Consider the following 25,609-nt stretch of genomic DNA (forward strand, 5'->3'; position numbering starts at 1 on the left):
CGCTGCTAACGCAAACCAACGGTGGAATCTGCCCTGACCGGCGGAATTTCACGGTCAGTGACGCCGTGTGGCCCAGGAAACGGCTCTAGGGGGTCACGATGATCTTTCCCGTGTGCCGGCCGGAATCGAAGTACTCATGCGCGGCAGCCACCTCGGGGAAAGGAAACCGGCGGTCGACCGACAGCTTGAGGCTGCCCTCGGCGAGCAAGGGCAGCGCTCGTTCCCTCACTGCTGCAACGATTTCTTCCTTTTGCGCCAGCGGACGGGCGCGCAGCGTCGTGCCCATGACCCGGGCACGCTTTGCCATCAAGGCCCCGATATTCAGTTCGGCCTTGGCCCCGCCCTGCAGTCCGATGACCACCAGGGTGCCGTTGTTGGCGAGCACACGCACATTCTGTGCCAGGTACTTCGCTCCCACGACGTCCAGGATTACATCCACCCCGGCACCGTCGGTCAGTACCATGGTCCGTTCGGCAAAATCTTCTTCCCTGTAGTTGATTCCTCCGTGAGCGCCCAGAGCCAAGCAGTAGGCGATCTTTTCCTCGTTCGATGCCGTCACCAGTACCTTGGCCCCGGCCGCGACGGCCAACTGGATGGCCATGGAACCGATTCCTCCGGCTCCGCCATGAAGCAGCACGGTATCTCCTTGCTCCAACCCTGCTTCGAGAAAGAGGTTGGACACCACGGTGGAGGCCACCTCCATGAATCCGGCAGCATCCACCAGGTCCACATTCTCAGGGACCTGGAGCACAAGGCCGACGGGAACAGCAACGTACTGGGCGTACCCACCACCGGAGAGCAGGGCACAGACCCGCTGGCCCTCAGAAATCCCGGCGACTCCCTGGCCCACGGATTCGATGGTGCCCGAGACCTCCAGCCCGGGAATGTCACTGGCACCGGGAGGAGGCGGGTAGACGCCTTTTCGCTGCTGGACATCGGCACGGTTCAGTCCAAAGGCCTCCACCTTGATCAAGACCTCCCCCGGCCCGGGGACCGGCTTGAGTCGCGCGACCTCGGCAAGCACCTCGGGACCACCTGCACCCTGGTATTCAATGGCACGCATCATCGTCATGGTTATTGCCCAACTTCCTTGGTTTTACTTCGTTGGCTTGGCCGATGCTGGCCACTCTACCGCCCGTGGTTTTCGGTTCCCTATTGCCGGCGAGGTGACGTGGTGGTCCAGTGGCACCCTCCGGCTGGCGTATACTTTTTTGGTCTGGATGTCTGGATGGTTGTCCGAGCGGCCTAAGGAGCTGGTCTTGAAAACCAGTGTGCGGTAACCCCGTACCAAGAGTTCGAATCTCTTACCATCCGCTCAATTGAGAAGAGGCGGTTCCCGTACCAACGGGAACCGCCTCTTTTCGCATGCCGGCATCTTGGGCCCGGACGGCCCCGAATCGGCGTACGTCCTCGATCTAGCGGGGCTGGTTCAGCTCCTGTACCTGGCTTAGCCGCAGCAGCTCGCGGGCAATGTCTTGGGCATCGCCAAGGGTCCGCGCCGAACCTTCAAGCGAGGCGCCCGCCTGTGCAGCGATTGCGGTGCCCCACTGCACCGAGGACAGCTGCAACCCCATCACGAAGATCGCACGGTGCGCCACTCCCAGGGCATCAACCAGTCGATAGGGTTCACCCTTCACCGCGAACCCGGAACCAGGCAGCGGTTCCCCCTCATCGGTGCGCATCCCAAAAGGCGCAGCCACTCCGTCAGCAAGCATCTGCAGCAGCAGCAGCGACGAGCTCTGCAGCACCCTGTTCGCCGGCATCATGGCTTCAATGAGGATCCGCGCGGTATACCCGGGGGCATCGACCCAGGGCGAAGCCGCAGTGAACCTTCGTGCCGGCAGATCGATCTCGAACTCCGGGTCCGGACCGATGAATTCCACGACGTTGGCGCGGGCCAATGCGGCAAGCTCCTCGATGCGCTGCACCGGTGGGCCGGAGGCAAGCCCCTCGACCAACGGCTCGAACCACCCTTGGACTTCATCCAGGCGCGACTCGTCAGAGATCAAGCCCTCGGCAATCATCTTCTTGACAACCATGCGACCGGCGTTCAAGGTGGCGATGGCCATTTTGAGCGGGTTTTTCTCTCCGTCCGCGGAGGCGATCGCGTCGGATTCCAGGTATTCCATGACCGCTTGCTGATATTCCTTCGAGGAGGAGAAGCCTCGCTCCATAAAAGGATGCCCAAGGCCTGGAACGTCAAGGAAGCCCAGTTCCGGTGCGTGTTCCGCAACCAGCCGGCGGGCGCCTTGGAGCCACACCTGCGACCCTGCCTGGTGTTCGGCGTCAAGGATTGTCCCTAGCTTCTGAACAAACGTTTCCGGGTCAATGGCGAATCGGGAGCGGTGGCGGCTGGCGGCTGTGCTGTAGTAGGCCAGCAATACGTCGCGGTGAAGCAGCGGCCATACGTGGGCATCGAAGCGCACCGTTGCTTCGGGCTCCAGCAGCCGGGCCTCTGCGACCTTCTGCACGATGACCTCGAAGTCGAGGTACTGCAGCTTCACCGACTTCGGGATGAATTCTTCGATGCAGGATTTCGCACGGTAGGGCGTGCCCCGCCGGGAGGCTGCCACGATGCGTGGTTCGCGTCCCGATGGCCAATATTCTAACGCCCGCCCGGGACCGCCGTTGACCTCCCTGAACTGGCCCCCACGGCCCACCGTCAGGGCGACCATCACATCAAAGAAGTTCAGGCCCAACCCGCGCACCAATACGGTTTGCCCGGGCGGAACCTTGTCCCAGGGAACGTCGGTGGGGACGTTGGGGCCTTGGTAGGTAAGCCCCATGTCCAAAGCGGCCTGCGCCATGGCGTCTTGTTTGGGGTTCAGGCGTGCCGGCACATGGCCCAGCGCCAGGATCACAGCGTCGGCATCCATCTCGAATTCCACGCCACGGCCCTTGTTCGGAACAGCATCGTCCAGACGGTGTCCCCGAAGTCGGTAGTCGGCCTTCCCTCTGTTCAGTGCCGTGATCTCCGCACGCTCCACCCGCACGTCAGCAACCGCCTCGTGGGCACGCAGTGCCGCCACCGAGCGATCAAAGACATGGCGCAGGTACCTCCCGTAAAGTGCGCGCGGCGGATAGGAACCACGCGCCATCTCCTTTAGCTCCTGGGCTTCGACGCTGCTGAGGGCAGCGCCGTCACCGCCGGACAGCCGCCATTGCTCGAAGCTCAGTCCCGGTTCGCCAGGTTGGGTTCGTTCAGGTGCAACGGTGGGGAACCCTGCCGGGGTGTTCATCAGGTAGAGCCGCGACTGGGTTGTGGACCAGACGCGTCCTGCCCCCGGGTCAGCGACGTCGAACACCACCACGGTGATCGGACGTGAATAGTTTTTGGTACGCCGCAGTTCACTGGCCAGTCGTTCAACGACCGAGGTACCTCTTGGCCCGGCGCCCACGATGGCAATGGTGTACGGTTCACGACCGGATTTCTGCTGCGCATTCACGGTTTCAGCCTAGTCGCACGGACCCCGGGATCACCGCTCGACGCCCACGCCGTTTCCTTGCACTGCATGAGAGACTGTGCCAATGAGCCCTTCTTCACCTCGTCAGACAGAACCACGTGCCACGGATCCAAAGGCCGAGGCCATCGGCCTCAAAACCGCTGCAACGACTGCTCCGGCACCACCGGAGGAGACCATGGACCGAAGCACTCCCGAGGACAAGTTCCTGTGGCTGGAGGAACTGGCTTCCGGGGAGGCCATGACCTGGGTCCTCGAACAGAACGCCCGTACCGAGGACGAACTCTTTGACGAGGATTTCGCGGCCACGCGGGAAGGGATCCTCGCGGTCCTGGATGCGGCCGACAGGATCCCGATGGTCACCAAGCACGGCGCACACTACTACAACTTCTGGCGCGATTCGTTGCACCCCAAGGGGTTGTGGAGGCGCACCAGCTGGGAGTCATACCAACAGCCTGATCCGGTGTGGGAAGTACTGCTTGATGTCGATGCCCTGGCCAAGTCCGAGGGCATCGACTGGGTCTTTTCCGGAACACAGTTGCTTCGTCCGGAACCCGGCAACGAATACTCCCGGGCACTGGTCAAGTTGTCCCCCGACGGCGGGGACCAGGTGCGTGTGCGGGAGTTCGACATGCCAAACCTCGCCTTTGTCCAAGGAGGCTTCGACCTGCCGGTGGCAAAGACCAACGTTTCCTGGGCTGATCCCGACACGTTATTTGTGGCCACCGATTTCGGCGCCGGTTCGCTCACCCTCTCCTCATACGCCCGCACCGTGCGCCGGCTGGTCCGCGGAGGCGACCTTTCCACTGCCGAGGAAGTCTTCTCCGTCGACCCTTCCCACGTCCTGGCGTATGTTTCCCATGACTCGACCCCGGGCTTTGAACGCGACGTCGCCCATGACGTCATTGATTTCTACAATTCCAAGACCTTTGTGCGTCGCGGAAACGATTGGGTGCACCTGGCTGTGCCCACCGACGTCGGTGTCTCGCTGCACCGCAGCTGGGTGCTGTTCTCCCCGCAGACCCCGTGGATCCATGCCGGGGGCACACACGTTCCAGGTTCACTCGTCTTGGCCGATCTTGCTGGTTTCTTGGCCGGCACCGCAACCCTGCGTGACATCTTTGTCCCCACGGATTCCACGTCGCTGCAGTCAATTGGTTTCACGGCAAACCATATACTGCTCAACACCCTCAAGGATGTCTCCTCCGAGATCCTCATTTGCGATCCCGACCGCGATTTCGCCATGCGCACCATGGACCTTGGTTCCCCGTTGCACAGCTTCAGCATCTCTCCCGTCGACGACGAGGATCCCCAATGTAGCGATGATTTCTGGCTGACCTTGAGCGGATTCCTCACTCCCAGCGCGCTTGCCCGCGGAACCGTTGCCACCACGGAGAGCGAGAACGCTTCCACCAAGACCATCAAGAGCGCACCCGCCCGTTTCGATTCCAGCGACTTCGAGGTTTCCCAACACTTTGCCGTTTCAGACGACGGGACACGGGTCCCTTACTTCCAGGTCTCCCCGCGGGATCTTCCGCTCGACGGGAAAAACCCGGTGCTGATGAATGGCTACGGAGGCTTCCAGGCCAGTCTCACCCCAAGCTATCTCGGTGCGTTGGGTCCGGGCTGGCTGGCGCGAAGCACCTCGGAGGGCCGGCACGGAACCTACGTGGTGGCCAACATCCGTGGCGGCGGCGAATACGGTCCGCGATGGCACCGTGCGGCGCTGCAGGAAAACCGGCATCGGGCGTACGAGGACTTCGCGGCCATCGCGCGGGATCTCATTTCCCGTGGAGTCACCTCCCGTGAGCACTTGGCCGCTACCGGCCGATCCAACGGCGGGTTGCTCATGGGCAACATGATCACCGGCTACCCGGAGCTGTTCGGCGCGATCTCCTGTGGCGTCCCGTTACTGGACATGCGCAGGTACACCCGGCTTGCCGCCGGTCATTCCTGGATTGCGGAGTACGGGGACCCGGATGTGCCCCAGGACTGGGAATTCGTTCGGACGTTCTCCCCCTATCACCGTCTGGATGATGCATTGCCCGAGGGAACAGATTACCCGGCTTCGCTGATTTGGAGCTCGACAAGTGATGACCGGGTCGGGCCTGTGCAGGCCCGCAAGATGGCCGCAAAGATGATGGACATGGACGTGGGCAATGTCCGGTACCACGAGTCCCTTGACGGCGGACATGCCGGGGCAAGCGACAACGGCGCCACCGCTACCATGCTGGGCACAAGCTACGAGTTCCTGTGGCGCAACATCACCGGCCAAGGCCGCGGTTTGGGCTAAACGCCGGATGCCCGGCCGAGACGTAACCGCAGTTTCGGGCCCAACCTGACCTCGTGGGGCAGCAGGCTCAGTTCCAACGGACCATTAACGAACCCGTGTTGCTGCGCTATCAGGCCAAGGTACTGCCAGTGGTCAGCGGCCGCGCTCTTCTGGCTCATGCTCTCGAACGGCTCATCGTGACCGACCACGACGAGCGCCGTTTCCCTGATCCCTGTCTCCGAGACAACGGTCCACTGCTGGTTTGTGCCCCCATCCCCGGTCGTCGAGGAGCAGGATCTTGCCTCCGTTCTCCAGCACCATTTCGAGCCGCACGGCCACGGATACCTGGCCTTTGCTTGACTAGGAGTCATCGAGTTCGGCGGTGACGAGCAGTGAGATTGCGCGTGTCATGGGTTCCACGCCACCTTCCCGGCGCTTTCGGGCCCCGGGATTCCGCGGGATTCGGTGCGGTACTGCCGTGACGGGGTGCTCGTTTTGTGTGCCGAGCCAGCTTTGGGTAGTCTAGGGGAGCTGGAAACAGTGAAATGGACACGTGCCAGAGCGGCCGAATGGGCTTCACTGCTAATGAAGTGTCGGGGTTAAACTCGACCGGGGGTTCAAATCCCCCCGTGTCCGCTGAAATAGCCTCGATATTTTTCGAGGCTATTTTCGTTTAAGTTTCGTTTAGTCTTTATGGCGCAGAGCAGTCGGCCGGATTTATCGACAACCGCAAAACTGCGTGGCGCTGGCTCCGGTGGCGGGAATCAACCACTTGTGCCCAGCTTCGTGGTCTTACTTCTCGCCATCCCCAAAGGCATTGAGCAATGTTCGCACCATCTCGTCGGGAAGGCCCGTGTGGCGGACAACGATGCCCGTTGCCGCGTCCATCTCTCCTAGGCGCAAGTGGTCCAGAAGTTCCGAACGCTCGGGCTCATCCAGGTCGTTGATGCCGAACTTCACCACACCATCAGGTCCCTGCCCTTCAAAGCTGAAATCGGCGATGTTGGAGGTTGCCGCGCTGTTTCCACTCAAGGGTGAGGCCGCCAGCATCCGCAGGATCTCTACCTGCTCCAGCCCCGAGTGCTTGGCTATGAGAGCCGCCGCTCCGGGGAGGTCTTGGTCGCGGACGAGCGAAAGGAACTGGTCGTATTCGGCAGGTGGCAGGTCCTCGCTGGCGAATTCCCGCGATTCGCCGTCCACCAGGTAGGAAACCTTGAATTGGGTGGACGTCTGCTCCGTGTCGCTTCCAAACTCTTCGGCCCATTCGCTGGGCACCACCCATGGATCGTCGGCAAGAGTACCTGGGGCGTGGAGTGCCGGAAGTTCTGTGGCGGCATCGGGTTCCCGCGTCGTCGAAGCCGGCTGTTCGTCCGTCTTGGCCGCCTCACGCTCGGCTTCGAGCTGCTGGCTGATGGTTGGGCCGGCTACGGGTTCCTGGCGTACTTGGGGGAAACGTTCCAGGCTGCGAACGGCAACGATGCTGGCTTTGTACCCTTCGCCGGTCATCGCCTTGTAGTTTTGGACCGCTGCCATGAAATCACCCTGCGCCAAGGACTTGTACACCGCACGGTGGCCCTCGGCCGTCAGCTTGGAGGCCACGAGCTGGGCCGATTCCGGGGTGATGGCGGCGGCCACCTCGGCAGAGTTCTTGATGCGCAACTTCCGCAAGCCCAGCCAGGCTAGTCCGGCAATGAGCAGCGGGACGAGAACCCAGAGCAGTGTTTCCATACCTCTAGACTACGGCCCGGCGGGACCCAGCGCTAAGTTACCTGCAGCTTTGGTTGCGTCCGCGGCTGCAGGTTCCCCGCCCACCGCCTAGCCGGCCACGCCAAGGACAAAGGGGAGCACCCCGGGCGCTCCCGCTTGTCGCAGGGTCCTTGCCGCTTCGGTCAGCGACCACCGGCTGTCCGCGAGGTCATCGAGCAGTAGTACGGGGCCCGGGGCACCGGCCAGGCGCTCGGCCATCTCCGCGGGAACAAGAAACTGGTCCCAGACGGCAGCAAGCCGGAACGCGGAGTTTCCCCCGGAGTCACCGCGCGGACCGTGATCCCTGTATTCAAGCTGTCCAAGGTAGGGCAACTGCCCGATGCTTGAAATCCCCTGGGCAAACGATCCGATTAGTTGCGGGCGGGATCGCGAAGGCATGGATACCACCGCGACCGGCCTGTCCGACCATTTCCATTCGCTAAGTACCTTTACACACGCGTCGAGCATGGCCTGGGGAATAGAAGCATCGGGCTCGTCCCCGCTTTGCAGCAAGGCACGCAACCTGCCACCCCAGCCCAGGTCGGTCAACCGGGCCAAGGCCCGCCCGTCCTCGGCCTGAAAATCGGGCTTGATCTTGCCCTTGAGCGGAACACCCAGCTTTTCCATGCCGCCGGGATACATCCGGCGTGCCTCGACCAACGCGCCGACCCGGCCCAACGCCGTCTGTGCGGAGTCCTTTGCCGATTCCTGGATATCGTCGCTGAACCAGATCCCTGCACAGTTATCACAACGTCCGCAAGGGACCGCCGCCGGATCGTCGAGCGCCCGGGAAAGGAACTCCATGCGACAGGTCTTCAGGTTTTCGTAGTCCAGCATCGCGTTCTGCTCCGCCACACGAGCCGCCGCCACCCGCTGGTAGCGGTCGGCGTCATAGAACCACTGCGCGTTGGACCGGATCCACCCGCCCGAGACGCGTTCGACGGCGCCATCCACGGCCAGTACCTTGAGCAGCAGCTCGAGCGGGGTCCGTTTGATGTTGACCCGCGCCTCGAGTGCCGGCACTGAGAGCGGGCCCTGTGTGGCCCCGAGTTCTTGCAGTACGGCGTGCGCCTTTTGTTCATCAGGCATCGAACTGGTGGCGAAGTAGCGCCAGATATCGCGGTCCTGCGGGCCAGGAAGCAGCAAGACGTCCGCGTTGATGCTTCCACGTCCGGCGCGGCCCACCTGTTGGTAGTAAGCCACCGGGGAGCTTGGCGCCCCAACGTGGATGACGAACCCAAGGTCAGGCTTGTCGAAGCCCATTCCCAGTGCACTGGTGGCTACCAACGCCTTGACCTCGTTATTTTTCAGTGCGGTTTCGGCGCGCTGGCGTTCCTCGGTATCGGTGCGCCCGGAGTACGCCAGCACCTTGTGGCCGGCCTCGGCCAGCAACCGGGCTATGTCCTCGGCGGCCGAGACCGTCAAGGTGTAGATGATTCCCGAACCGTGGAAGTCGTTGAGATGGGTGAGCAGCCAAGCGAACTGCGATCGCGGCGAGGGCAAGCGCAGGACCCCCAGTCGCAGGGATTCGCGGGCCAGTGCACCGCGCAACGTAAAGACGTCGGCTCCGCCCACGGCCAACTGCTCCTGTACGTCATCAACCACACGCTCGTTGGCGGTGGCGGTGGTGGCCAGCACCGGGATGTTGCCGGGCAGCGCATTGATCAGGTCCTTGATGCGGCGGTAGTCGGGGCGAAAGTCATGACCCCAGTCGGAGATGCAATGCGCCTCGTCGATGACCAAAAGCCCCATTCTCCTGATGAGCGTGGGCAGCTGTGTGTCCCGGAAGACGGGGTTGTTCAGCCGTTCCGGGGATACCAGCAGCACGTCCAGCTCGTCATTGGCGAGCTTGGAGGCAATGGCTTCCCAGTCCAGTGCGTTCGCCGAGTTGATGGCTTCTGCCCGGACCCCCGCGCGCGATGCCGCTGCGACTTGGTCTCGCATCAGCGCAAGCAACGGGGAAACGATCAGCGTCGGGCCTGCGCCGCGGGCGCGCAAAAGAAGCGATGCCACGAAGTACACGGCCGATTTCCCCCAACCCGTTCGCTGCACCACCAGGGCACGGCGGCCCCCGGCGACCAATGCCTCAATGGCCTCGAACTGGCCATCATGGAATTCTGCGTCGTCCCTGCCCACCAGGGAACGCAGGATGGTAGTGGCTGCGGAGCGCAAGTCCGCCGTAGTGCTGGGTGTTGTGGCATCCATGGGCCCCAGTATTCCAGTGTCCGCCGACACTTGCCCGCACCTATGGCACTACTCACCTTGCATGCGTCGGTTCCTTGCGGCGGGACGCCAACCGGATAGGCTCATGAGCGTGAGTGTGGAAATCGATCTTTCTGAGTCCTTCAAGGCATACGACGTGCGCGGCATAGTCGGGGCCACCATTACCGCCGAGGCGGTCGAAGCCATTGGCGCGGCATTTGTCGACGTACTGGGCCTGGCAGGCCACCACGTGCTGGTCGGCGGAGACATGCGCCCGTCCTCCCCCGAATTTTCCGCAGCTTTCGCGCGCGGCGCCGCCTATCGCGGTGCCAACCCGAAGATGCTCGGGCTGATCTCCACCGACGAGCTATACTTCGCCGCAGGATCACTGGATTGCGCTGGGGTCGTGTTCACTGCCAGCCACAACCCGGCCGCCTACAACGGCATCAAGATGGCCAAGGCAGGTGCCGTCCCGGTTTCTTCCGACACTGGTCTCTATGAGATCCGCGACTTGGCGCAGATCTACCTCGACGAGGGCCTTCCGGTGTCCACCGAGGCACCCGAGGGCACCATCTCCGAATACGATGCCTTGGCCGATTATGCAGCCTACCTGCGCTCGCTGGTGGATCTGGCGGACATCCGTCCATTGAAGGTCGTGGTGGATGCGGCAAACGGGATGGGTGGGCTGACCACGCCCGCGGTCCTGGGCGACACACTGCTGCCGGGGCTTCCGCTGGAAATCATCGAGATGTACTTCGAGCTCGATGGCACCTTCCCCAACCACCCGGCCAACCCACTGGAACCGGAGAACCTGCGCGACCTGCAGACTGCGGTGATCAAGCACGGTGCGGATATCGGTTTGGCGTTCGACGGTGACGCCGATCGATGCTTCGTCATCGATGAATTGGGCGACCCGGTGTCCCCCTCGGCTATCACCGCCCTAGTGGCGGTTCGCGAAATAGCCCGCGCACAGGCCGCCGGGGAGCAGACACCGGTGATCATCCACAACCTGATCACCTCCCGCGCCGTCCCCGAGGCAGTCACCGCCGCCGGCGGGCATCCAGTGGTGACCCGTGTGGGCCACTCTTTCATCAAGGCCGTGATGGCCGCCGAAGGCGCTGTCTTTGGCGGGGAGCACTCTGCGCACTACTACTTTCGTGATTTCTACAATGCGGATACCGGCATGCTGGCAGCCATGCATGTGCTGGCGGCCTTGGGCCACCAAGAAACCGCACTGAGTGAATTCGCTGCCGAATACGAGCCGTATGTCTCTTCCGGGGAGATCAATTCCGAGGTCGAGGACAAAGCCGGCGCCGTGGCTCGCGTGCTCGCGGAATTCGCCGACGGACATGGCAACAACCCCGCGAACCAAGGCGTCATCGGCGCTGCAAGCCACCCGGATTTGGCAGGGCATGAAACAGTGGTAAGTACGCTGGATGGAACGACGGTGACGGCATCCGACGGTTCATTTTGGTTCAACCTCCGCCCGTCCAACACCGAACCCTTCCTCCGCTACAACGGAGAAGCCATTGACAGCAAGACCATGGAACTCGTCCGCGACGGAGTTCTGGACATCGTCAGGAGCAACGCATGAGCACCCCAGAAAACAAGATCGCCGAACTCGACGCCGCTGCCCAGGCAGAGCTGAACAAGGTCCTGGGCACCGCCCTGGGAGTAGCCCGCGAGCAGCTTGAGGAGCAGGGAGTCTTCCTGCCTTTCGCCATCGCCGTTGAACCCGCCACTGAGGAAAACTCCGAGCCGGAGGTGCGCCTGCTCGCCGTCCAGCCGGCAGAGGACCCGGAAAATCCCGAAGCCGACATCGACGCCGAGGTAATGATGGCAGACCTGGTCCAGCTGCTTAACGACCAGCGCGAGACCTTCAACGCCGTCGCATTCGTCTCCGACGTCACGCTGCTGGATGAGGGCAAGGACGCCGTCCATGTCCTCGCCGAGCATCGCGATGGAGGTTCGGTCGCCATTGTCCAGCCCTACACCGCACCGGATCCGGAAACCGGGGTCTGGGAGTTTTCCGAGCCCAGTGCCGAGGCTGGCCAGCTCCAGGTCTGGATCTAGCCTCCATACACACTTTGGTCTGTGGCCCGGGATCGCGCGAGCGGTTCCGGGCCACAGCTCTTGATCCGTGCGGCCAGTGCGGCTCGGCACAGATTGCTGTACCCCGGCATGACACCTGCGAGAATAGGTCATGTGAAGCTCAGCGCCTTCGCAGATGTCTGTCTGCGCACCTTGATGTTTCTCGGCTCCCGTCGCGACCAACTGGTCACCACCAAGGAAATCGCCGAGAAAATCGGTGTGCCCTATAACCACGTGGCCAAAGCCGTTGTGGAACTGCGCAAGCGCGGCGCCCTGGATGTTGCGCGTGGGCGCTACGGGGGATCCCAAATCACCGACCTCGGCCTGGCACTGCGCGTGGGCACCCTGATGCGTGACCTCGATCTTCGCGAAGACGTTGTCGACTGCGTTTCCGAAGCCGGGGTCCCCTGCCCGCTGATCGCTGCCTGCGCGCTGCGCGGCGCACTGCGCCGGGCGCGCGAAGCCTTCTATGCCGAGCTCGACCTGCTCAGTGTCGAGGATCTCACCGTGGCCTCCAGCAAGACCTTCGTGCCGTTCCCGGCGCTTCCTTAGCCTCCAGGAAGCCCGGTTTCCCGGGGTTCCGCTAGCCTCTGTCCGTCCACGGCGCCAAGAGCATCCTGCGCCCTGGATCTCCAGTGAACAGCAAATTCCGCTGAATGCGACAGTCCGATTTGCTTCGAACTTCTACTCCCTGTAGAAATGAATTATCAATCTTGCATGAAAGATGCAAGATAGGAACCACAGTTCGCCAAGGAGCCCCAAGATGCTTTCCGAGAAGTCCCGCCCGGTCATCGAAGCCACGCTGCCAATCATTGGGGAGCGCATCTCCCACATCACCCCCAAGTTCTATTCACGGATGTTTGCAGCTCGCCCGGAACTCCTTAACGGTCTCTTCTCCCGGTCAAACCAGAAGAACGGCACCCAGCAGCAGGCACTTGCCGGTTCCATCGCAGCTTTCGCCAGCCACCTACTGAACAACCCGGGCACCCTTCCGGAAGCCGTCCTGGCCCGCATCGCCCACAAGCACACCTCGCTGGGCATCGTCGAAGAACAGTACCCGATCGTGTACGAGCACCTCTTCGCGGCCATCGTCGAGGACCTCGGTGATGCGGTGACCCCCGAGGTCGCAGAAGCCTGGTCCGAGGTCTACTGGCTCATGGCAGACGCCCTGGTGAAGATCGAAAAGGGCCTCTACTCCAAGCAAGCCAACAACAAGATCTGGACCGACTGGAAGCTGGTGACCAAGGAAGTAGCTGGTACCGGGTCAATCACCTTCCGCTTCGTTCCGGCCGATAAAACCCCCGTCACCGTTGCCGAGGCCGGCCAGTTCGTCTCGGTCAGGGTTCCGCTGCTAGACGGCGTGCGCCAGTGCCGCCAGTACACCCTCAGCGATGCAGTCACCTCGACCACCGAGCGCGTGATCACCACCAAGTTCGACGGGGGCGGAGAAGTTTCCCCGTTCATGCACCAGCACCTGAACGTCGGGGACGTCATTGAACTCTCCAACCCGTACGGCGACCTGACAATCGACACCACGGGCGCCCCGATCGTGCTCGCTACCGCCGGCATCGGCTGCACCCCGAGCGCATCGGCACTTGCCACCCTGGTCGCAGCCGGCTCGGACCGGCAGGTGCTGGTCCTGCACGCCGAGGCCACCGAGGAAGCCTGGGCGCTGAAGGAGCAGATGCGCGAATCGGTCGAGGCACTTCCGAATGCCGAGCTGAAGCTCTGGCTCGAGGACATCAACGCCAAGGCTGAGGGCACGGAGGCAACTGAGGGCTACATGTCCTTGGCCAACCTCGAGCTTCCGGCCGATGCACGCCTGTACCTTTGCGGCCCGCTTCCGTTTATGCGTGCGGTCCGCTCACAGGCCATCGACGCCGGCATCCCGGCCACGAACATCCATTACGAGGTCTTCGGCCCCGACCTGTGGCTTGCCGCCTAGGGCACCCAGCACTTCTGGCTTCAAACAGATAGGCATATCGGCGAGGCCCGAATAACGCGAAGACCGCCACCTTTCCAGGTGGCGGTCTTCGCGCATTTGTGCCGGCGGCCTTTCCCGGGGCTTTACCCGGGTCCGGGCTCGTTAGGCTGGCGGTGGGTTCTGCACGGATGGCTTTTGAAGGCGTGGGTGTGCGGCACCCTTTTCGATCCAAGAGCGCACCGTGGCGTTGAAGAGGATCGGGTCTTCGATGTTCCACTGGTGGTGCAAGCCAGCCGCGGTGCGGAACTTGGCCTGCGGAAGGGCCCGTGCCAGCGCAGGAAAGGACCTTGCCACGACCTTGGGCTCCTTGCTTCCGGCAATCACCAAGACCGGCCCCTGGTAAACGCCCAGCTGGGCCGGAACACCGCCGGGATCGACCTCGTCCAGGATGGCCCGCATGTTATCTGCACGCAACGCCGTTCCGTGTTCGGCGAAAAGGTCCTTTTCGTCGGCAACCATTCCATAGGCCCCAGCTTGGAAACGCCAGTACCACTCGCTGCCGAAGAGGCGAAGCTGCATGCGGCTCATGGTGCGCATCGAGGCTGAAACGCCTGCGGCCGGAACACCGGAAATGAGCAGGGATTCGATGAGCTCCGGGTGCCGTGCCAGCACCCGCAAGGCAACTACACCGCCCAAGGACAGACCAACTAGGTGGGCGCCTCCATTGGAGACCTCGTCGGCGATGACTGCTGCCACGTCGTCGGCGGCACTGTCTAGTCCCGCCCAGTCCTCCTGGGAGCGGGCCCCGAAGCCGGGGAGGTCCGGGGTGAGCACCTCGTAATCGCCAAAGGCGCGAACCTGTGGATCCCACGACCAGTTCCCCACGTTTCCGCCGTGCAGGAACACGATGGTCTGGGCGGGTTTTCCGTCTTTCCTGGCACGCGCGGGCGCATGGAACTCGGGGTAACCACCCGGATCCCTCGGAGCTCGGGACCTGGTTCTCCTCGGTGGTTTGGCGGGACGTTCGGGCTTCTGGCTGCCTGCCGGTTTCTTTGCCTTGACCACTGGCGGCTTGTCCGGGGCCTTGGTGTCCATGGCCCCTGCGCCATTGCCAGGCTTTGCTAGCGGCCCCTGCGCCGATCCGCTCTTTGATTCCTCCCCTGCTTGGGGTTTAGCGTTGGGCTCGGGCTTGCGCTTCTTGGGCAACGGCTCCGGCTTGGCTTCCCTGGGCTCACGTTTGGGCGTCGGCAACTTGGCTTGCTTTGCGCGCAGCGCGGCTTTCCCGTTCTTGCTATCCGGATCCGAAATCGCGGTTTCCTCCGGCAGGGAGAGATCCATGAATTCCTCGTCTGCACCGGCGTCTCCTCCGGAAACATCATCTCGCTGGCTCATGGCAGGTACTCCGTTACTGCATCGAGCCACTCAAGTTCCGCGGCTGCGTGCCTGATGCCGTTGTCGAGGGTTGCGGCCATCAGGAAACTGCGCCGATCCGCTGCCGCCCTCATGTCGATGTCTTCCCGTTGGGAGAGATAGTCATCCAGTACTTCTTGCGTTGCTTCGCGTCTTGCCTGGATCAGTCCCAACACCGAGTCCCGGTCGAGTTCGCCAGCGAAAAACACCCGGGCCAGGAATGGCTCGCGCGGGGAATGGGCGGTGACCTCACCTTCCAACCACTCAACGAGCACCTGATGACCCAGCTCGGTGATGTGGTGTTCCTGTCGGTCGGGATAATTTTTCTGCGCAATGGTAGTGACCGTGGCATGCCCGTCTTTCACCAGTTGGGCCAAGGTGCGGTAGATCTGCGCCTTGTCGGCGTTCCAGAAGTGATTGATTGACGAATCGAAGTGCTTCTTCAACTCGTACCCGGTCATGGGCGACAAGCTCAAGAGCCCGAGGATCAAACGCGCAAGAATCATGCTTTTATCCTGACACATCCAATAGGGGATTTGTCAGGTAGCCACGCACTTCCCTTCCTCCCCTGTCCTAGTTTGGCAGCGTTTCCGGAGCACAGTGGGCACCCCGTAGCGGTGTCCAGCCATGCACCTCAATCAGGTCGGGGTATCCACGCCCTGGACCAATGGTGATTCGGGCACCAAAGCCGCATCCCCCCTCCGAACCCCACTTGTCATCCGATCCGGTCTCACGGGCCTGCAAGGTCTCGCAACAGGCGCGCAGATGAAACAAGCCCCCAGCGCAAGAACAATGCGCTGGCTCTCCACCTCTTGCGCAGGGAAGAAGGAAGCCAAGAGACGCGGAAGGCCGGTGTGCGGATAATTTCCGCACACCGGCTTTCGCTCTCATGAATGTGAGCCTACGTGCCTTGCCGCCGTGAAGCAGAAGACCCAATGGGGATTAGGCGTCCAGGCGTTCCTTGAGGCCATCCAACTCTGCACGCAACGAAGCAGGCAGGGCATCACCGAACTTGGCGTACCACTGCTCGATGCTGGCCAGCTCTGGGATCCATTCCTCCGGGTTCACGGCAGTCGCAGCCTCCATGTCGGCCGGGCTCACGTCCAAGCCGGTCAAATCAAGCGAGCCCTCGGCTGGAACGAAGCCAATCGGCGTCTCGACGGCTTCTGCCTTGCCTTCGATCCGCTCAATGGCCCACTTCAGCACGCGAGAGTTCTCCCCGAAGCCTGGCCACGCGATTGCGCCTTCGGCATTGCGGCGGAACCAGTTGACCAAGAAAATCTTGGGCAAGCGCTCCGGGCTGGCCTTGGACTCGATCGAATCCCAATGCTTCAGGTAGTCGCCGGCGTTGTACCCAATGAACGGGAGCATGGCCATCGGGTCGCGGCGAACCACGCCTACGGCACCCGAGGCTGCTGCGGTCGTTTCCGAAGACAGGGTCGAACCCATGAAGATGCCGTTGGTCCAGCTCCGGGACTGGGTCACCAAGGGAATAGTGGTCTTGCGGCGGCCGCCGAAGAAGATCGCATGGATCTCGATGCCGTCCGGGCTGTAGTATTCCTTGGCGAGCATGTCGACCTGGTCGATCGGAGTGCAGAAGCGCGAGTTCGGGTGCGCTGCCTTGCGTCCGGAATCCGGGGTCCAGGATTCACCTAACCAGTCGGTGAGGTGCGCCGGGGCCTCATCCGTCATCCCCTCCCACCAAACCCCGCCTTCGTCTGTCAGCGCGACGTTGGTGAAGATGGAGTTGCCCTTGACGATGGCACGCATGGCATTGGGGTTGGTGGACCAGCCGGTGCCCGGTGCAACTCCGAAGAGGCCGTACTCCGGATTGACGCCACGAAGCTCGCCCTCCTTGCCGATGCGCATCCAGTTGATGTCATCGCCCAGGGTCTCGGCTTTCCAGCCTTCAATGGTCGGTTCAAGCAGGGCGAGGTTGGTCTTGCCGCAAGCCGACGGGAAAGCCGCTGCCACGTTGTAACTCTTGCCCTCCGGGTTCGTGAGCTTGAGGATGAGCATGTGCTCCGCCAGCCAGCCTTCATCGCGAGCCATCACCGAGGCAATGCGCAGCGCGTAGCATTTCTTGCCCAACAAGGCGTTTCCGCCGTAGCCCGAACCGTAGGACCAGATGGAGCGCTCTTCGGGGAAGTGCACGATCCACTTGTCTTCGTTGCAGGGCCAGGCGACATCTTCGGCGCCCGGCTCCAACGGTGAACCGACGGTATGGACCGCAGGAACGAAGAATGCGTTCTCGGCCTCGATCTTGCGCAAGACCTTGTTGCCGATCAGTGCCATGATTCGCATGGATGCAACGACGTAGGCGGAGTCGGTAACCTCAACTCCGTACTGCGGGTGCTCGGCGTCGAGCGGACCCATCACGAACGGAATGACGTACATGGTGCGGCCACGCATGGCGCCGTCGAAAAGCTCGTTGAGCTTTTCCTTCATCTTGGATGGATCCATCCAGTTATTGGTGAAACCAGCATCCTTCTCGTTTTCCGAGCAGATGAACGTGCGCTCCTCGACACGCGCCACGTCCTTGGGATCGGAGAATGCCGCGAAGGAATTCGGGAATGAAGGATCCGTGAGCTTCTTCAGCGTGCCGGCTTCAACGAGTTCGGCGGTCAGGCGGTCGTTCTCCTCCTGCGTGCCATCCACCCAATAGACGTTGTCGGGCTTCGTCAGTTCCGCGACGTCCTGCACCCAGGCCGCAAGCTCTGCGTGCGTTGTCGGTGCTGCGTCGATGACCTTCTGGTCCGAGCCCTCGCTCATGTCCATTCCCTCCATTGGGCTGAATTTGCAATAATTCGATGCTATGGCGCCGCTCCATCTAACCTGTGTGACCCAGGTCGCAAAGAATCTTCGAATTCAGTTCTTCCTCGGTGAAAACCGCGCCGTTGCGGCCTTCGTAGGGCTCCAGTCAACCACATAAGTGATGAAGGACACGTAGACCGGTCTACATCCAAATGGATAACTTCGGACTATGCCACCAGCAAGCACGGCTAATTTTGTGTCAAACGCATTCGCCTGTATAGTAATTCGAGGTCGAACCGCGAGGTTGCTGCCAAAATTGAAAATGCGCCCATAGCTCAGCTGGATAGAGCGTCTGTCTACGGAACAGAAGGTCAGGGGTTCGAATCCCTTTGGGCGCACCAAAGATGAAAGCCACGAGAAATCGTGGCTTTTCTCGTTCCGCCGGGATATAGCCTGGCCGCTTCCACCTCGCGTTGAGCAGACTGCTCAGTGCGTCAAGCAAGGGCTACGGAGCCCAGCGTCGCCCAAGCCGGAATTCCCCCGGTCAGCAGGCAAGCTGTCGCCGGAAGAATCGCGCCCGCCGCAAACAAGAGCGCCACCCGGCCTGGCCGTCGCCCCAGCCGCAGCCCGATCAGGGCGTTGGAAAGGTAGAAGCCGGCCACTCCCGCCCCAAGCAGCAAGCGCGCAGCTCCGCCCAGGGGTGTCCCCGCGCCCTCCACCGCGATGCCGATGGAGGACGCGATGAGGGTAAGGGCCAGCACGGTGATGAAGGGGGAAATACATGACCACGTCCCTCATGGCTCCATAGGACCGAGCGTTCCGGGCCGCAGCAAGCCCGGACTCCGTGATGGGAGCCGCCCACCGGAAGAACGCCCTCGCCAGCAAGGCCCAGGAAACGAAACCGAACATCGCCGAGGTCGCACCTCCAATGGGTGGATGCTCCGCAAGGCCCGTCACGCTGAGATAGAAGGCTTCGCCGATCACGACCACGACACACAACCCGATGCGCTCAAGCAAATGCGAGATGGAGACCTGCTCATAGATCTCGACGGCAAAGCCGCAACGAAGCACCAACAGGAGCATTTCGAGAATAACGGCCACCACCCACAACAGGTAGCGGTAGGGACTCTCCCGGAAAATCAAGCCGAGACACAACGCCGCCGCCGCGAGGTTTTAATCCCAGTGGACGCCACGGGGAAACCGACACCGCCCGTGTCACAAACGGGAAGAGCCACATGGCCAAAAGCACGATACGGACCCAGGCGGCGCCAACAGCGTACAACCACGCGTATTCCTCGATACCGCCGGGCATGGCCGCGACGACAAGCACGCCCATGGATGAATAGCGTCGGCCATAGAGATTGTTGGTGACCATCAGGTTGATCCAGGCCCACCACAGCGGAAAGAACAGGAGCATGAATGCGCCGACTGCCCCTAATCCGGTGTCTCCTTCGAGGGTTTCCGCGGAGACGGCAATAACGACAACAAAGACCAGGTCGAAGAACAGCTCGTACCAGTCCACCGGCCGGTGGTCCCGTCCGGGCTGTGCCGGAACAGGTATCCCTGGCGAGGCAGGATTGGCGACTGTCATCGTTCCGCTCCCTCGTTGCACTTGCGCGGCCGGGACACAGGGGACTTCGGAAGGATCACTCCGAGTTGCCGACCTTGGTCTTTCAATTATCGGCGCGACAGGTCGCCCCGTGCTAGGTGCCCGGCGGGTTTGCTTCGAGGCCAGTTCCTGCGTGGCCCACTGGCATCGGGTACCGGGGCCCGCGGCAACGGAACTCCGTTGGAGTGAGATGGGGCACGGTACGTATTTTTGGATCGACCGGAGGGCAAATCATATGTATAGTTATTCGAGGTCGGGCCGCGAGGTCGGACAAAAAATGAATATGCGCCCATAGCTCAGCTGGATAGAGCGTCTGTCTACGGAACAGAAGGTCAGGGGTTCGAATCCCTTTGGGCGCACACATTGGTCAAGAGCCGCAATCGAAAGATTGTAGCTCTTGACGTTTCTGCTTGGGCCACAGTTTCAAGACCGGCCATTCCCAGTTTCCAGTGCTGCCACCGATTCCTCGACGGCAGCCAGCACCAGGGGTTGGCGCAGCGTACGGAAGTGTCCAGATAGCGGGAGCCGGAGGTTCTTGGCCCCGGCGAGCGCGCTGCCCCCGGGTATGTGTGGGTCGAACTGCGCAAAGATGGAAATTATTCGGTCATTCGCTTCCTGCTGGGCCTGAAGCGACAGCAGCACCGCATCCCGGGGAGAGAACTGGCGCAGCGTGCGGGAGAACAGGAACTTGGCATAGGCCGATCCTGCAAATGGTGTCCCCACGGCCACCATCCCCAGGATCCGGGGGACCAAGGGCTCGGTTGAACCGTTGTTCACGGGCAGCAACCCATCGAGCATCGCGTGCTTCCCGATCAGCCCGCCCTTGCTGTGTGCGAGCAACACGCATTCCCGGACCCCGTGAATCCGGCTCAGTTCCTCCAGCCGCTGCCGCACAAGCCGCGCGGATTCGGGAACGGGGCGTTTGTTGAATCCCAGTCCCGGAACCGTGTAGACGCGGTACCCGCCATCAACGAGGCGCTGGGCCGCGGGTTCCAGGAACAACCAGGTTTCGTAGACCCCTGGAAGCAGTACGACGGCCGGGCGCGACGACTCCCCAGCCTCGTAGTTCCCCGGGGGACGGCGACGGAGCACCGAGACCACCTGTCGCCATCCGGCATAGAGGTAGTCCAGCGCCCACCACCAGGGCCGCGCGAGTTGGCTCATCCGGTTCCCGTGTTCGGCGCATTCCTCGACCCCCATTTATCGACCGGCCACCTGGGCTGCGATGCAGGTTGGGCTGTCAATGGCCAGGGATCCAAGGCGTTTGCTGGGCAACCCGTCCTGGCGGTCCATCCCTAGGACCTGGATGGTGTTTGAAAGCTGGTTGGCCACCAAAAGGGAGCTTCCTACCTGTAAGTGGTGTCGCGGCCACTCTCCCTCGCACGGGGCGCTGCCCAAGACCAAAGGCCTCCCGGCGTTCAACCCGAGCACCACCACGACCCGGGCGCCACGCACCCCGACGTAGAGCCTGTTGGTGTTCGGGTCCAGGGAGATCTCCGCGGGGAAATGCTCGCCGGCAAAAATCGCTTCGCCAAGGCCAGTGCGTGAAACTTCCCTGTATATGCCTGTCAAATCGGCTTGGAGGGCCACGACCTCGGCACCGTGCTCCGTCACCACGTAGATCAAACCCGAGGGGTGTTCCACAAGGTGGCGAGGGCCGTCCCCCTTGCGCAAGGCGATTTGTTGGCGAAGCCGCAACTCCCCTGCGTCCAAGTCCCAGACCCGCAGTGAGTCATGGCCCAAATCGGTGGTGATGATCCGGCCCGATCGCAACACGGTGCTCTGGTGTGAACGCGAGGCGCGCGCGTCATGCCCCGGAACGGCAAAGGGATCCTTCGAGGCCGGGGCCACGGCCGGTTTGGCCAGGGATCCGTCTGGGTTGACGGGGAAGGCCAACACCCGCCCGTCGCCGTAGCAGCTGGCGATAAGCGGGCCCGCGCTGCCCGCAACGGTCAGGTGGCATACCAGGTCTCCGGCGGGCACCGGCTTGCCCAACAGCTCGAGTCGGTCGTAGTCGATGATGGCATAGGCGGCGACCTCGCCCCGGGGTTCAAGCGCCGCATAGATCACCGGCAGCTTCGGGTGGGTGGCGATCCACGACGGCGAATCCGCATGGTGGGCAAGCCCCAGGTCCCGCAGGACGCCGTTGCTGATTTCCACTGCTCGGATGCCCAGGCTCGCACCGCCACCGTCCGGCGAGTATCCGCCAACCCAAAACTTCTTGTCCATGCATCAATCCTGCCTCGTCAACCGGCACCCATGCCCCTCGGTGCCAAAATGATGTCCGATCGTGTTGTTATGTATCCCTAGCCGGAGTCATTCACGTGTCCGATCCGATGATCGCACTATTTGCACTGACTGGTCAGTATGATTTAGAATCAATGTGTGCTCATCGCCGATAACCTGGCTATTGCCGGACGCCACCTGCCTCTGTTGGAACCAACAAGCCTCGCCGTCGCGCGCGGCGAACTCCTGCTGGTCCAGGCCGAACCCCAACCCACCCGCACTGCGCTGTCCCTGGCGCTCAGCGCGCGCATGGTCCCGGGCAGGGGCACGGTGAGCTGGTCGGGAATCCCCGCGACCCGTTCGGTGAGGCTGATCAGCGCACTGGTCGACTCCCCGGAAATCAACGAACCCGAGGCGCACCTGAAGGTCCGCGACCTGGTGGCAGAGGACCTTGCACTGCAGCCGGGGCCGATCTGGCGACGCAGCGGCATCGACGCCTGGATGAAAAAGCACCGCATGGACGACCTGGCCAATGAATGGCTCGACGCCATCGAACCGATCCAGCGTCTCACGTTGCTTACCCACCTGGCTCTTGAGGACCGCGGCATCGAGCTACTGGTCTTCGACTCCCCCGACCGCCACGGCATCCCCGAGGACCAATGGTTCTGGTACCTGGACTCAGTGGCCACCGGACGCCGCGCCCCGGCCGTGGTGGCCGTGGTCCAACGCATCCCGGAGAACTGGACCGGTCCCACCGCCTACGCGGGCCAGGTGCAGCAGAAGCTTGCCGTGGCCGCAGCCCTTCCCCCGGCAATCGACCTCGAGACAACGGCAGAGGCACCCGAGGCAACGCCGGAGGCAGCAGGGGAACCCGCACCCGACTCAAGACTCCAGGAGCGCAGCATCGAACCGACGCCCGCCACCGGGCCGGCGGAACCCGCCACGCCTCTTAACGCACCGAAGGAACTTTCATGACCACGTTGCGCCTCGCCCTCTCCGAACTCAAGCGCATGACCTCCGGGCGCCTGCCACGGCTGGCCATCATCGCCTTGTGCATGGTCCCACTGCTCTACGGCTCCCTGTACCTCTACGCCAACTGGGATCCCTACGCCCACCTGAACAACGTCAAGGCAGCCATCGTGAACCTCGACGAAGGCTCGTCCAAGGACGGCACGGAACTGCGGGTCGGCGACGACGTGACCAAGGAACTGCTCGAGGACGGCACGTTCGGCTGGTCCGTTCTCACCTCGGATGCCGAAGCCAGCGCCGGGGTTGCCAGCGGAGACTATGCGTTCTCCATGACCATCCCCAAGGACTTCTCCAAGAACCTCGCTTCCCCGGGCGATTTCGAGAAAGCCAAGCAGGCGATCCTGAAGATCACCACCAACGACGCCAACAACTACATGGTCGGCACCTTCGCCGACAAGCTCGCTGGCCAGGTGCACAACACCGTGGCAAAGGAGGTTGGCACCCAGACGGCCGACGCACTGCTGACCGGGTTCTCGCAGATCCATACCAACATGGCCAAGGCAGCCGACGGCGCCGGTGAATTGCATACCGGAACCGTGAAGCTATCCGACGGCGTCACCACCCTGGGCGACGGAGTAAACACGCTCAAGGACGGCAGCACCAAGCTCAACACCGGAGCCGGCGACCTCAGCGCCGGTGCCGGAACCCTGCACGAGGGAACCGGCACCTTGGTGGATGGCCAGAAGAAGCTGGCCGCCGGCGCCGACAAGCTCGCCGGCGGTGCGGGCACGCTGGCCGGGGGTGCCAAGGACCTCAGCGCCGGGCTGGACGAGCTCAAGTCCAAGACCGCCGCCCTGCCGGCAAAGACCAAGCAGCTCGACAGCGGTGCGCAAAAGGCCGCCGATGCCTCCAAGAAGCTCTCCTCCGGCGCCGCTGAGGTCGCGGCGGGCAACAAGGCACTGGACGACAAGGTCAGCCAGGCTGCCGAAACCCTCACCGCACTGGAAAAAGATGGCCACAAGCGCATCGATTCCGCCGCGGATGCCTTGGACTCCCGACTTGACGCCTTGGTCAAGGCCAAGATCCTCACCGATTCCGAAGCAGACGCCATCCGCAAGGACGTCAAGGACGCGGCCGCATCTTCCGGTGTCGCTTCACAGGTCAAGGAGACCAAGGCGCAGCTGGCCACCGCGCAGTCGCAGATTTCCGCGCTCGCCGACGGCTCGGCCCAGGTGGCGGACGGCGCCAAGGAACTTTCCGGCGGCCTCTCGACGCTCTCGGACGGCACCCGCCAGCTTGCCGGCGCCATGCCGGCGCTGAAAGACGGCATCTCCTCTGCGGCCTCCGGAGCGAACAAGCTCAACGGCGGAGCCAAGACGCTGGCCGGCGGCGCCAACACCCTGGCTTCTGGCGAGCAAGATGCCCTGGCCGGCGCAAAGAAGCTCAATTCCGGGGCGGGCACCCTTTCGGCCGGAGCCAACACCCTTCACGACGGAACAGGATCCTTGGTCTCCGGGGTGAAGGACCTGGGCGCGGGCGTCGGCGACCTGGGTTCGGGGGCCACCGAGCTCCAGGACGGTGCCGGGGAGCTTTCCACCAAGCTGGCCGACGGAACGGATGAAGTCCCCAACCCCAATGCCTCCACCCGCGACCAGATCTCCTCGGTCATCGGCGACCCCGTCGACATCACCCGGACCGACCAGGCCAAGGCCAGCGTGTACGGCGAGGGCCTGGCACCGTTCTTCATGACCCTGGCCATCTGGATCGGCGCCTTCATGCTGGTGCAGATCATGCGGCCCATCACCAAGCGCGCGCTGGCCTCCAACGCCGCGAACTGGAAGATCGCCATCGGAGGCTGGCTGCCGTTCCTGGGGATCTCCATCGTCCAGGCCTCGATCCTCTACGGTGTTGTCCTGTTCTGGCTTGGCCTAAGCACTGCCCACCCGTGGTTGACATGGGGATTGTTCCTGCTGGCTTCGATGGCGTTCACCGCCATGATCCAGGGCATCTGTGCCTTGGCCGGCACTCCCGGCAAGATGGTCGTGCTGGTTCTCATGGTGCTGCAGCTGGTCTCCTCCGGCGGTACCTTCCCCTGGGAAACCACACCGGAGGTCCTGCACGTGGCACACCGCTGGCTCCCCATGGGACACGTCGTCACCGGCTTGCGCCACCTGATGTACGGTGCCGACCTCAGCGTGCTCGGGCCCATCGTTGCCGGCCTCATCGGCTACACGATCCTGGGACTTCTCGCCAGCACGGTGGCCGTACGCCTGCACAAGACCTGGACGCTGAAGACACTGCATCCGGAGCTGAGCGCATGAGCGAGTCCAGCACCCCACGTGCCCGGGTACGGGCGACCGACTCTAAACACCGTCTCTTCGCGGCCTCCATGGAGCTCATCGGCTCGCGCGGCCACCATGCGGTCAGCGTCGACGAGATCGCCAAGGCTGCCGGGGTCTCCAAGGGAACGGTCTACTACAACTTCGGTTCCAAGTCCGAGCTGATCGGGGAACTACTGAACTACGGCATGGCGATCCTGCTCGAGCGTTTCGAAAAGGGAACCCAAGATCCCGACCCGGAAAACGGCCTGCGATTGATGGTGGTCGATGCGCTGGAGTTCATCGCCGAGTACCCCTCGTTTGCCCAGCTGTGGATCTCCGAGCAGTGGCAGACGGACAGTGAATGGGCATCTCTGCTGGCCACCATGCGCCACGAGGTGATTGCCTTGGTGCGCCATTCGCTGGCCAGGATCGCCGCGGCTGGGGACCCTACACCCAGCGAACCGGCGGTGGACCTGGATACGCTGGCCACGGCGATTTTTGGTGCCTCACTGATCCTGGGACGCGACCGCCTGGTCTTCCATCCCGAACGCAGCGTTGAAAGCTGCGTGCAGGCGGTCATGGCCTTCACCGCACCTCTGCGCTGAACCGCCGGTCCTTGCCCGG

20 protein-coding genes, 4 tRNA genes and 1 pseudogene are annotated in these 25,609 nt (G+C 62.8%); 12 read left to right on the forward strand and 13 right to left on the reverse strand.

Translation table 11 applies throughout. The features are described 5' to 3' along the window. Positions 1–85: 85 nt before the first annotated feature. The gene (locus tag ABEA12_RS03230) at positions 86–1,063 is read right to left on the reverse strand and encodes an NAD(P)H-quinone oxidoreductase (RefSeq protein ID WP_210102676.1); all 978 of its coding nucleotides are present in this window, start codon (positions 1,061–1,063) and stop codon (positions 86–88) included. Between the two features lie 163 nt (positions 1,064–1,226). Here ABEA12_RS03230 and ABEA12_RS03235 point away from each other — a divergent pair. Beyond that, a tRNA-Ser gene (locus ABEA12_RS03235) sits at positions 1,227–1,314 on the forward strand. 101 nt (positions 1,315–1,415) lie between these two features. On the opposite strand, the gene ABEA12_RS03240 is transcribed toward ABEA12_RS03235, so the two are convergent. Continuing rightward, entirely contained in the window at positions 1,416–3,446 is a 2,031-nt protein-coding gene (locus ABEA12_RS03240) for an FAD/NAD(P)-binding protein (protein ID WP_210101998.1), read from the reverse strand. A gap of 82 nt (positions 3,447–3,528) precedes the next feature. Here ABEA12_RS03240 and ABEA12_RS03245 point away from each other — a divergent pair, with 82 nt between their 5' ends. Continuing rightward, positions 3,529–5,754 (forward strand): prolyl oligopeptidase family serine peptidase, encoded by a 2,226-nt coding sequence (locus tag ABEA12_RS03245; RefSeq protein WP_210101999.1) that lies wholly within the window; start codon positions 3,529–3,531, stop codon positions 5,752–5,754. Here ABEA12_RS03245 and ABEA12_RS03250 read toward each other — a convergent pair. Further along, positions 5,751–5,912 carry a hypothetical protein gene (locus ABEA12_RS03250; RefSeq protein WP_210102000.1) on the reverse strand — a complete coding sequence of 54 codons (162 nt, stop codon included), beginning with the start codon at positions 5,910–5,912 and terminating at the stop codon, positions 5,751–5,753. The two genes, ABEA12_RS03245 and ABEA12_RS03250, sit on opposite strands and share 4 nt — an antisense overlap. Positions 5,913–6,280: 368 nt before the next feature. On the opposite strand from ABEA12_RS03250, the gene ABEA12_RS03255 reads away from it, so the two are divergent. Further along, a tRNA-Ser gene (locus ABEA12_RS03255) sits at positions 6,281–6,369 on the forward strand. Between the two features lie 156 nt (positions 6,370–6,525). On the opposite strand, the gene ABEA12_RS03260 is transcribed toward ABEA12_RS03255, so the two are convergent. Both ABEA12_RS03260 and ABEA12_RS03265 read right to left on the reverse strand, forming a co-directional pair. Beyond that, positions 6,526–7,461 (reverse strand): hypothetical protein, encoded by a 936-nt coding sequence (locus tag ABEA12_RS03260; RefSeq protein ID WP_210102001.1) that lies wholly within the window; start codon positions 7,459–7,461, stop codon positions 6,526–6,528. A gap of 87 nt (positions 7,462–7,548) precedes the next feature. Then, complete coding sequence (locus tag ABEA12_RS03265) at positions 7,549–9,684, reverse strand: RecQ family ATP-dependent DNA helicase (protein WP_210102002.1); 2,136 nt, start codon at positions 9,682–9,684, stop codon at positions 7,549–7,551. 103 nt (positions 9,685–9,787) lie between these two features. Here ABEA12_RS03265 and ABEA12_RS03270 point away from each other — a divergent pair, with 103 nt between their 5' ends. The 4 genes from ABEA12_RS03270 to ABEA12_RS03285 all read left to right on the forward strand — a co-directional run bounded on the left by ABEA12_RS03270 (position 9,788) and on the right by ABEA12_RS03285 (position 13,717). After that, the gene (locus tag ABEA12_RS03270; protein ID WP_210102003.1) at positions 9,788–11,275 is read left to right on the forward strand and encodes a phosphomannomutase/phosphoglucomutase; all 1,488 of its coding nucleotides are present in this window, start codon (positions 9,788–9,790) and stop codon (positions 11,273–11,275) included. Continuing rightward, on the forward strand, positions 11,272–11,754 hold the full coding sequence (locus ABEA12_RS03275; protein ID WP_210102004.1) for a hypothetical protein: 483 nt from the start codon (positions 11,272–11,274) through the stop codon (positions 11,752–11,754). Before ABEA12_RS03270 ends, ABEA12_RS03275 begins: the two co-directional genes overlap by 4 nt. A 132-nt stretch (positions 11,755–11,886) precedes the next feature. After that, positions 11,887–12,324, forward strand: a complete 438-nt coding sequence (locus ABEA12_RS03280) for an RrF2 family transcriptional regulator (protein WP_210102005.1) — start codon at positions 11,887–11,889, stop codon at positions 12,322–12,324. A 211-nt stretch (positions 12,325–12,535) separates the two neighbouring features. Then, positions 12,536–13,717 carry a globin domain-containing protein gene (locus tag ABEA12_RS03285; protein WP_210102006.1) on the forward strand — a complete coding sequence of 394 codons (1,182 nt, stop codon included), beginning with the start codon at positions 12,536–12,538 and terminating at the stop codon, positions 13,715–13,717. Positions 13,718–13,858: 141 nt separating this feature from the next. On the opposite strand, the gene ABEA12_RS03290 is transcribed toward ABEA12_RS03285, so the two are convergent. The 3 genes from ABEA12_RS03290 to ABEA12_RS03300 form a co-directional block, all read right to left on the reverse strand. After that, entirely contained in the window at positions 13,859–15,088 is a 1,230-nt protein-coding gene (locus tag ABEA12_RS03290) for an alpha/beta fold hydrolase (protein ID WP_210102007.1), read from the reverse strand. Continuing rightward, positions 15,085–15,612 (reverse strand): PadR family transcriptional regulator, encoded by a 528-nt coding sequence (locus ABEA12_RS03295; RefSeq protein ID WP_210102008.1) that lies wholly within the window; start codon positions 15,610–15,612, stop codon positions 15,085–15,087. Before ABEA12_RS03295 ends, ABEA12_RS03290 begins: the two co-directional genes overlap by 4 nt. Before the next feature lie 436 nt (positions 15,613–16,048). Then, complete coding sequence (locus ABEA12_RS03300) at positions 16,049–17,878, reverse strand: phosphoenolpyruvate carboxykinase (GTP) (protein ID WP_210102009.1); 1,830 nt, start codon at positions 17,876–17,878, stop codon at positions 16,049–16,051. A 306-nt stretch (positions 17,879–18,184) separates the two neighbouring features. Here ABEA12_RS03300 and ABEA12_RS03305 point away from each other — a divergent pair. Further along, positions 18,185–18,261, forward strand: a tRNA-Arg gene (locus tag ABEA12_RS03305). A 93-nt stretch (positions 18,262–18,354) separates the two neighbouring features. On the opposite strand, the gene ABEA12_RS03310 is transcribed toward ABEA12_RS03305, so the two are convergent. The 3 genes and pseudogenes from ABEA12_RS03310 to ABEA12_RS03315 form a co-directional block, all read right to left on the reverse strand. Further along, positions 18,355–18,621 (reverse strand): hypothetical protein, encoded by a 267-nt coding sequence (locus ABEA12_RS03310; RefSeq protein WP_345466388.1) that lies wholly within the window; start codon positions 18,619–18,621, stop codon positions 18,355–18,357. A gap of 109 nt (positions 18,622–18,730) precedes the next feature. After that, positions 18,731–19,015: pseudogene (locus ABEA12_RS18595) on the reverse strand (low temperature requirement protein A); the annotation flags it as partial. Beyond that, complete coding sequence (locus tag ABEA12_RS03315) at positions 18,897–19,451, reverse strand: low temperature requirement protein A (RefSeq protein WP_210102011.1); 555 nt, start codon at positions 19,449–19,451, stop codon at positions 18,897–18,899. The pseudogene ABEA12_RS18595 and the gene ABEA12_RS03315, both read right to left, overlap by 119 nt. A 303-nt stretch (positions 19,452–19,754) precedes the next feature. Here ABEA12_RS03315 and ABEA12_RS03320 point away from each other — a divergent pair. Beyond that, positions 19,755–19,828: transfer RNA gene (locus tag ABEA12_RS03320), tRNA-Arg, on the forward strand. A gap of 64 nt (positions 19,829–19,892) precedes the next feature. Here the strand turns inward: ABEA12_RS03320 and ABEA12_RS03325 are convergent. Together ABEA12_RS03325 and ABEA12_RS03330 are read right to left on the reverse strand one after the other, a co-directional pair. Further along, positions 19,893–20,633: an esterase/lipase family protein gene (locus ABEA12_RS03325; RefSeq protein ID WP_210102012.1), complete on the reverse strand. Its 741-nt coding sequence runs from the start codon at positions 20,631–20,633 to the stop codon at positions 19,893–19,895. Between the two features lie 36 nt (positions 20,634–20,669). After that, entirely contained in the window at positions 20,670–21,698 is a 1,029-nt protein-coding gene (locus ABEA12_RS03330) for a lactonase family protein (protein ID WP_210102013.1), read from the reverse strand. A 156-nt stretch (positions 21,699–21,854) separates the two neighbouring features. Here ABEA12_RS03330 and ABEA12_RS03335 point away from each other — a divergent pair, with 156 nt between their 5' ends. The 3 genes from ABEA12_RS03335 to ABEA12_RS03345 are packed head-to-tail and all read left to right on the forward strand — an operon-like array spanning position 21,855 to position 25,590. Next, a complete protein-coding gene (locus ABEA12_RS03335) occupies positions 21,855–22,670 on the forward strand; it encodes an ABC transporter ATP-binding protein (RefSeq protein ID WP_210102014.1) in 816 nt (271 codons plus the stop codon). Further along, positions 22,667–24,985, forward strand: coding sequence for a YhgE/Pip family protein (locus tag ABEA12_RS03340; RefSeq protein WP_210102015.1), 2,319 nt, complete (start codon positions 22,667–22,669; stop codon positions 24,983–24,985). The genes ABEA12_RS03335 and ABEA12_RS03340 overlap by 4 nt, the downstream gene beginning before the upstream one ends. Then, on the forward strand, positions 24,982–25,590 hold the full coding sequence (locus ABEA12_RS03345; RefSeq protein ID WP_210102016.1) for a TetR/AcrR family transcriptional regulator: 609 nt from the start codon (positions 24,982–24,984) through the stop codon (positions 25,588–25,590). Before ABEA12_RS03340 ends, ABEA12_RS03345 begins: the two co-directional genes overlap by 4 nt. The last annotated feature ends 19 nt before the right edge of the window (positions 25,591–25,609 follow it).

This window comes from Paeniglutamicibacter antarcticus (genome assembly GCF_039544305.1).
GTDB lineage: Bacteria > Actinomycetota > Actinomycetes > Actinomycetales > Micrococcaceae > Paeniglutamicibacter > Paeniglutamicibacter antarcticus_C.

What these genes read in the sequence shown, in the direction of transcription:
- ABEA12_RS03260 (WP_210102001.1), bottom strand. Translation starts at nt 7,461, where the DNA reads ATGGAAACACTGCTCTGGGTTCTCGTCCCGCTGCTCATTGCCGGACTA.
- ABEA12_RS03315 (WP_210102011.1), bottom strand. Translation starts at nt 19,451, where the DNA reads ATGACAGTCGCCAATCCTGCCTCGCCAGGGATACCTGTTCCGGCACAG.
- ABEA12_RS03300 (WP_210102009.1), bottom strand. Translation starts at nt 17,878, where the DNA reads ATGAGCGAGGGCTCGGACCAGAAGGTCATCGACGCAGCACCGACAACG.
- ABEA12_RS03345 (WP_210102016.1), top strand. Translation starts at nt 24,982, where the DNA reads ATGAGCGAGTCCAGCACCCCACGTGCCCGGGTACGGGCGACCGACTCT.
- ABEA12_RS03230 (WP_210102676.1), bottom strand. Translation starts at nt 1,063, where the DNA reads ATGCGTGCCATTGAATACCAGGGTGCAGGTGGTCCCGAGGTGCTTGCC.
- ABEA12_RS03265 (WP_210102002.1), bottom strand. Translation starts at nt 9,684, where the DNA reads ATGGATGCCACAACACCCAGCACTACGGCGGACTTGCGCTCCGCAGCC.
- ABEA12_RS03275 (WP_210102004.1), top strand. Translation starts at nt 11,272, where the DNA reads ATGAGCACCCCAGAAAACAAGATCGCCGAACTCGACGCCGCTGCCCAG.
- ABEA12_RS03285 (WP_210102006.1), top strand. Translation starts at nt 12,536, where the DNA reads ATGCTTTCCGAGAAGTCCCGCCCGGTCATCGAAGCCACGCTGCCAATC.
- ABEA12_RS03270 (WP_210102003.1), top strand. Translation starts at nt 9,788, where the DNA reads ATGAGCGTGAGTGTGGAAATCGATCTTTCTGAGTCCTTCAAGGCATAC.
- ABEA12_RS03290 (WP_210102007.1), bottom strand. Translation starts at nt 15,088, where the DNA reads ATGAGCCAGCGAGATGATGTTTCCGGAGGAGACGCCGGTGCAGACGAG.
- ABEA12_RS03325 (WP_210102012.1), bottom strand. Translation starts at nt 20,633, where the DNA reads ATGAGCCAACTCGCGCGGCCCTGGTGGTGGGCGCTGGACTACCTCTAT.
- ABEA12_RS03340 (WP_210102015.1), top strand. Translation starts at nt 22,667, where the DNA reads ATGACCACGTTGCGCCTCGCCCTCTCCGAACTCAAGCGCATGACCTCC.
- ABEA12_RS03250 (WP_210102000.1), bottom strand. Translation starts at nt 5,912, where the DNA reads ATGAGCCAGAAGAGCGCGGCCGCTGACCACTGGCAGTACCTTGGCCTG.
- ABEA12_RS03295 (WP_210102008.1), bottom strand. Translation starts at nt 15,612, where the DNA reads ATGATTCTTGCGCGTTTGATCCTCGGGCTCTTGAGCTTGTCGCCCATG.
- ABEA12_RS03245 (WP_210101999.1), top strand. Translation starts at nt 3,529, where the DNA reads ATGAGCCCTTCTTCACCTCGTCAGACAGAACCACGTGCCACGGATCCA.
- ABEA12_RS03330 (WP_210102013.1), bottom strand. Translation starts at nt 21,698, where the DNA reads ATGGACAAGAAGTTTTGGGTTGGCGGATACTCGCCGGACGGTGGCGGT.